This is a genomic window from Vicinamibacteria bacterium, assembly GCA_035620555.1.
Classification (GTDB): domain Bacteria; phylum Acidobacteriota; class Vicinamibacteria; order Marinacidobacterales; family SMYC01; genus DASPGQ01.
Genome location: DASPGQ010000537.1, coordinates 1 through 5,565, shown reverse-complemented (window position 1 = coordinate 5,565; position 5,565 = coordinate 1). Strand labels below are relative to the sequence as shown.

Below are 5,565 nucleotides of genomic sequence, written 5' to 3'. Positions count from 1 at the left end.
GGGCGAGGCGGGTCACGATACCTGGCCCGGGGAGACCTGGCGCACGGGGGGCGCACCAGTTTGGATCACCGGAAGCTTCGAGCCCGAGGAGAACACCACGTATTGGGGAACGGGCAATGCGGCCCCCTGGATGGGCGACGCTCGGCCGGGCGACAATCTTTACTCGAGCTCCGTCGTTGCCATCGAAGCGGATTCCGGAAAGCTCACCGGCCATCATCAATATCATTGGAACGACTCTTGGGATTGGGACGAGGTCTCGGCGCCCCTCATCATCGACGTCGAAAGAGAAGGCCGAATCGTCCCGAGCCTCGTCCATCCGGCGCGCAACGGCTACCTCTGGCTCCTGGAACATCGTGCCGGCGCGATTTCCTTCGTCGATGCCTGGCCGTTCGTGTTTCAGGACGTGTTCGCCTCGCTCGATCCCGAGTCCGGCCGACCCGAGTATCACCCCGACAAGAAACCGGGTATCGATCGATCGGCGACGTTTTGCCCATCTCACTGGGGCGGGAAGAACTGGCCTCCCGCGGCGTACAATCCCGTCACCGAGCTCCTCTACGTCCCCGCCAACGAGAATCTTTGCGTCACGATGGAAGGCGAGAAAGTGACTTACTCCCCCGGCGAGCGCTTCATGGGCGTGCGCGTCCAGCGGAACCGTGGGCTGTCGCTTCGAGAGGGAGCGACTCATGTGGGCGAGCTCCAGGCATGGAGCCTCAGCCGGGGACAAAGGGTTTGGACCAAAACGTTCGACTCGGTCAACTGGGGCGGCGTTCTGACGACCGGCGGCGGGCTGGTCTTTGCCGGCGGGACGAGTGACCGTTTTTTCCGAGCGTTCGATGCGGAGACGGGAGAGCTCTTGTGGCAGCAACGAACGAGCTCGGGCATCACTGGCATTCCCTCTTCGTTCGCCGTCGACGGGGTTCAATACATCGCGGTCCAGTCCGGGTGGGGCATCGACGCCCACAAGATGCAATCGGGATTGGATGCGCTGCGCGGTAAGCCCAGTGACGTTCCGCAAGGAGGAGTACTCTGGGTGTTTTCTCTTCGTGAGTAGCGAAACGGACCCCATCCGCTACGACTGCCGGAAGAAGTAGAGAATCAACATATAGACCCAATAAATCACGATCGAAACGGCGAGTGCCCTTCCCAGCTCGCGTAGTTTGTCCTTCCATCTCTTCTTGCGCTCCGGGGGCGTCAGTCCGTAAACGATGGCGATAACCAGGGCGAGAATGACGAGAGTGCGAGCGCGAAACACTCTGTCAGCTCCGAGCCGCGTGCGGCGCGATTCGGATATAGCGCAGAGCATCGAGACGAACCCGGGCCGCCGCGATCACCTTCTCGAGCAGCGCCGCCTCCTGCTCCACCCGGGCAATCTCCTCGGGCCGAACGTGGTCGTTGATCTCCTGAAGCGCTCGGAGCCTTCGAAGCTCCTGCCCCATCGACTCGCGCATCTCGGAGAGGCCCGAGGCGACGAGAGCGGGAGCTCGCTTCTCCGCGATGCGAGTTGCCCGCTCGACGAGCCCGGGGAGCTCGCGCTCCCCAAAGCTCCCCGGAGCGTCACGAAGCCGCCCGGTGAGGTCCTCACCCGAATAGAGGTCGGTTGCCTCACGTCCGAGATCGTCGACGACGATTCGCATCGGTGTGGGCGGCAGGAATCGATCGACGTAGAGCTCCGGAGGAGCCACGACCTCCAGAACGAAAACGGCCTCCAGCATGAGCCCTGACTCGCGCCCGTCGGCGAGCAGCGCGCGTGCGCAGTTGCCATGCTCGCCGCCGAGAAGCAGCTCCAGAACCCCGGTGGTCATCGGGTGATCCCATGTCAGGAAATCGAGCTCTCCCTGGTGAGTCGCCCGGTCGCGATCGCAGGTCATTCCCACTTCATCGGCGCGGAGCCCGGGGAGCGCATCCACGACGAGCCCGCTTCCTTGGCGTAACCGGAACGTTCGCCGGCCAATCTCTTCGAGCTCAACGCCGAGGTAGTCGAGAGCGTCTTCGATCCAGAAATCGAGCTCACGGTCTTCGTCCCACATTCCAATCTCTTTCATGAGGGCAGCGGCTCGAGCGGGCCGGAACGAGCCGAGCTCGAGCAGTCGGTCGCGTCCCGCTTCGAGCTCACGAAGCAATCGCTCGCGAAACCGACGCGCGTCCTCGAGAAACGCCTCGAAGGCCGCGCCATTGGCTCGACCCGATCCCGGCCCCGGCCCGGGCGCGAAGTCGTGAAGCCGCTCGACCAGCGGATCGAAGAAGGAGCCGCTCGGCGGGCTCTTCTCGAACGCTTCCAGTCCTTCATGAAACCAGCGGAAGATCAGCTCCTCGGCGCTTCCCTCCACGATGGGGACGTGGATCTCGACGGTTTCGGTCTGACCAATCCGGTAGAGCCTTCCGATGCGTTGCTCGAGAAGCTCCGGACTCGATGGCAAATCGAAGAGCACGAGGTGGTGGGCGAACTGGAAGTTGCGTCCTTCGCTTCCAATCTCCGAGCACAGGAGCACCTGCGCGCCGTCGGCCTCGGCGAACCAGGCCGCCTGGCGATCTCGTTCGCGCAGGGACAGGCCCTCGTGAAATACCCCTGCAGTGATGCTTCTCGTCTGCCGGAGCTCCTCGCTGACCGCGACCGCCGTCTCCCTCGAGCGACAAATCATCAGCACTTTCTCTGGCGCGATGTCGCGAAGAAACGCCGCCAACCAGGAAACGCGCGGGTCTCGCTCGAGATCGGACCACGACTGGAGACGAACGGGATGGACGCGTCTCGCAGGAAAACGGTCGAGCACCTTTCTCGTGTTCCGGAACACCACTCTGCCGGGCCCGTGCCGATCGACGAGCTCCGCGAGAGACGTCACGCCGCCGAGACGCCGCGTTTCCGACGGGCTGAGGGATTGCCCGTCCAAGAGCCGCCCCGCCAGCTTCGCAACATCGTGAAATTTCTCGGCGTCTCGACGATATCGCTCGAGACTCGAGTATCGGTCGGGATCGAGAAGCTTCAGCCGGGCGAAATGGCTTTCCTCTCCGAGCTGCTCCGGGGTCGCGGTCAGGAGAAGAACGCCGCGCGCCTGGGAAGCGATTCGCGCCACGAGCCGATAATCGGCTCCGGGGGCCTCCTCCGACCATCTGAGGTGATGGGCCTCGTCCACGACCAGCATGTCCCATCCCGCCGACGCGGCGTGCTCGCTGCGCTCGGGCACCGCGGCGAGGAGCTCGAGGCTCGAAATGGCGGTCTCGATGCCCAGAAAAGGATTCTCCCCGACGGATGTAACGGCCTCCTGATAATAGCTCTCGTCGACGAGCGTGAAGGAAAGATGAAAGCGACGGTACATCTCGACGAACCACTGATGCACGAGTGATTCCGGCACGAGGATCAGGACGCGGTTCATCTGCCCGCTCCGCAGAAGACGGTGCAGCACCAGCCCGACCTCGATCGTCTTCCCCAGGCCGACCTCATCGGCAAGGAGCGCACGGGGAAAGGGTCGGGAGGCGACCTCGTGGCTGATATAGAGTTGATGAGGAATGAGCTCGATGCGACCTCCCAGAAAACCACGTGCGGGCGATTTGAGATATCGGTGCCGGAGCTCGTGCGAGCGAAGTCGCAGATCGAAGATCCGACTCCGATCGCAGATCCCGGCCAGGAACCGGTCAACCGGAGTGCTGAAACTGAGGCGATCCGAAAGAGCCGTTTCGGCGAAGCCGAACTCCGGACCTCGATAGAATAGGAGGCCTCCTCTTTCTTCGACCGCCTCGATGCGAAAGCGGTTTCCAACGTGGTCGAAAACCTCGTCCCCGACGCGATAGACCACCCGCTTGATTGGGGCGGAGGCCGATGCGTAACGGCGAACGGTGGCGCTCGCGGGGAAACGAAGAACGATGTGGCGGCCCTCGACACCTTCGACGAGCCCCAAACCCAACTCCGGTTCCGCCTCGCTAACGAAGCGCTGACCGACGACGTACGTCGTCATGTCGCTTATCTTACCGTGTGGGGGGAAGGGTTTAGGCCGGTACGGGCCGCGCGAGGATGACGAGATCGCCGCTCCCTCTACGGCCGATACGAAATGGTCCTCTTCCGACGGGAGCAAATCCCCAGGCTTTGAAGAAATCGATCGCGTTGGCGTTACCTGCCCAGGCGGTGACGAAGAGACTCTCGTTGCCGAGGTGTTTCGCGAGTTGCACCGCGCTCCGGATGAGGGCCGAGCCGACGCCGATTCGCATCCAATCGGGCGCCACGTACACGCCCCGAAGCTCGAGAGGTCGACTCCCACGGACCTGAAGCGGTATCGTTCCCGACTGGAGCTGGGCAAAGCCCGTGATGGTGCGATCCCAGATGGCCACCAGCCAGTGCGAGTCCGCTTCGGCGACCACGCGCTTCAGTTCTTCCTCGTCGAAGCGTGTCGTGATGTCGCGGGCCATGTCCCAGGGGTCGAGCAGACTCGCGTGAGCGTGCCGGAACGCGCGAGCGCCAATTCCAGCCATCGCCGCGGCGTCCTCCGACGTGGCTTCCCGTACCAGAAGACCGGTGGCCTCGTCTCGAAACAGGTAGCGCAGCGTCGTGTCGGAGAGCGTGTCGTCGCCCTCCCCACCCGAAACTTGCACCTCTTCCATCGCCTGTCGGACCCATTCTTTCCACATCACACTCGATTCTACGCACGATAGAGGCGGATCCCGCCACGTTCGACGCAGATTTCGGTTATCCTCTCCTATGGCATGCTTCGTGGCACTGTGGGTCTCGCGCTTGCGGCGACGCTCGCGGGGTGCAAGGCCGAGATCGTTCCCGATCCGTACCTGCCGACGAGCGCCCACGATGGTTACCGCCACGCTCTGTCGAAAGCCGAGCTGCTGGATACCGCGCTCGGGCGTGACTGGACGGAGGCATCGGAAAGCGCCCTCCGATCGCCAATAGGTATCCGACCTCCCTTTCGCGAGTCGTTCTATATCGACCGCTCGGATGCATTCGCCACCGGCTTCCGCTTTTCGGTGAAGCGAGGCCAGCGGATCGAGGTCAAGCTCGAGCTGGCGCCCCCATCGGACTGGCGGTTGTTCTTGGACCTATTTCGAGTCGGGAACGAGCCAGGTGAGGCACCGGTGCACGTCGCCAGCGGGGGCGAAGGAGATCTCCGGCTCGCTTTCGAGCCCAGGCGGGACGGAGACTACGTGGTTCGCATCCAATCCGAACTGCTGCGCGGTGGTAGCTGCACCGTCGAGATCAGGAACGTCGCATCGCTCGAGTTCCCCGTCTCCGGTCACGACACGAGCTCCATTGGAAGCCGGTTCGGTGCACCGCGCGAAGGCGGGCGGCGTTCGCACCACGGCGTGGATATTTTCGCGCCACGCCATACCGAAGTCCGTGCCACCTCGAGAGCGCGGGTACGGCGAGTCGCCGACTGGAGGCTCGGCGGTCGCGTGATCTGGCTCGAAGATCCAGAACGAGATTTGCGGATTTACTTCGCCCACCTCGAAACGCAGGAAGCGATCGAAGGGACCTGGGTCGTGCCCGGGCAGCGGATTGGAACGGTGGGAAACAGCGGAAACGCACGTTCCACACCTCCCCACCTCCATTTCGGGGTTTACGCGCAGCGTGAG

Annotated in this window: 5 protein-coding genes; 2 read left to right on the top strand and 3 right to left on the bottom strand. The window is 63.4% G+C overall.

The features are described from left to right. Nucleotides 1–1,051: PQQ-binding-like beta-propeller repeat protein (locus VEK15_21940; protein HXV63377.1), on the top strand; the 1,051-nt coding region annotated here is incomplete at its 5' end. 18 nt (nucleotides 1,052–1,069) lie between these two features. On the opposite strand, the gene VEK15_21935 is transcribed toward VEK15_21940, so the two are convergent. From VEK15_21935 to VEK15_21925, 3 genes are read right to left on the bottom strand one after another with little or no spacing between them, the layout of a single operon-like run. Beyond that, the gene (locus tag VEK15_21935) at nucleotides 1,070–1,252 is read right to left on the bottom strand and encodes a hypothetical protein (protein ID HXV63376.1); all 183 of its coding nucleotides are present in this window, start codon (nucleotides 1,250–1,252) and stop codon (nucleotides 1,070–1,072) included. 4 nt (nucleotides 1,253–1,256) lie between these two features. After that, nucleotides 1,257–3,947, bottom strand: coding sequence for an SNF2-related protein (locus VEK15_21930; protein HXV63375.1), 2,691 nt, complete (start codon nucleotides 3,945–3,947; stop codon nucleotides 1,257–1,259). A gap of 31 nt (nucleotides 3,948–3,978) precedes the next feature. Further along, nucleotides 3,979–4,614, bottom strand: coding sequence for a GNAT family N-acetyltransferase (locus VEK15_21925; protein ID HXV63374.1), 636 nt, complete (start codon nucleotides 4,612–4,614; stop codon nucleotides 3,979–3,981). Nucleotides 4,615–4,689: 75 nt separating this feature from the next. Between VEK15_21925 and VEK15_21920 the strand changes: the two genes are divergently transcribed. Further along, nucleotides 4,690–5,565, top strand: an 876-nt coding sequence (locus VEK15_21920; GenBank protein HXV63373.1) for a M23 family metallopeptidase, incomplete at its 3' end; no start/stop codon positions are given.